Here is a 500-nt window from a genome sequence, read left to right as displayed (position 1 = left end):
GGCGATACTCGGCATCACCGATTGTCTGAACATGGCGGAGGCCGACGATGCCGACACCATTCACCGCATCGTTGAAGCCACCAAACTGGCCTTTGGCCTGCGCGATGCCCACATCACCGACCCGCGCGAGCTGAAAACCGATGTTCAGAAACTGCTGGATCCCGCCGCTCTGCAGGCGCTTGCCAACAGGGTTGACGATAGCCGCGCCGCGCCGTGGGGCACCGGAAAAGGCCCCGGCGATACGGTGTGGATGGGGGTAATGGATAACAGCGGGCTCGCCGTGTCGTTTATCCAGAGTATCTATCACGAGTTCGGCAGCGGCGTGGTGCTGCCCGACACCGGCATCGTCTGGCAGAACCGGGGCGCATCGTTCAGCCTCGATCCCAATCATCTTCTGGCCCTCGCGCCGGGCAAGCAGCCCTTCCATACCCTGAACCCGGCGGCGGCGCGTCTTAAGGATGGGCGAGTGATGGTCTACGGATCGATGGGCGGTGACGGAC

Annotated in this window: 1 protein-coding gene; it reads left to right on the top strand. The window is 63.2% G+C overall.

The window, feature by feature from the left end; all coding sequences use genetic code 11:
* A partial coding sequence (locus IB245_RS28930; protein ID WP_192496362.1) for a gamma-glutamyltransferase occupies nt 1–500 on the top strand: 500 nt, incomplete at both ends.

It is taken from the genome of Pseudomonas sp. PDM02 (assembly GCF_014852285.1).
GTDB classification, from domain to species: Bacteria; Pseudomonadota; Gammaproteobacteria; order Pseudomonadales; family Pseudomonadaceae; genus Aquipseudomonas; species Aquipseudomonas migulae.
This window is presented reverse-complemented; position numbering and strand designations above follow the sequence as displayed.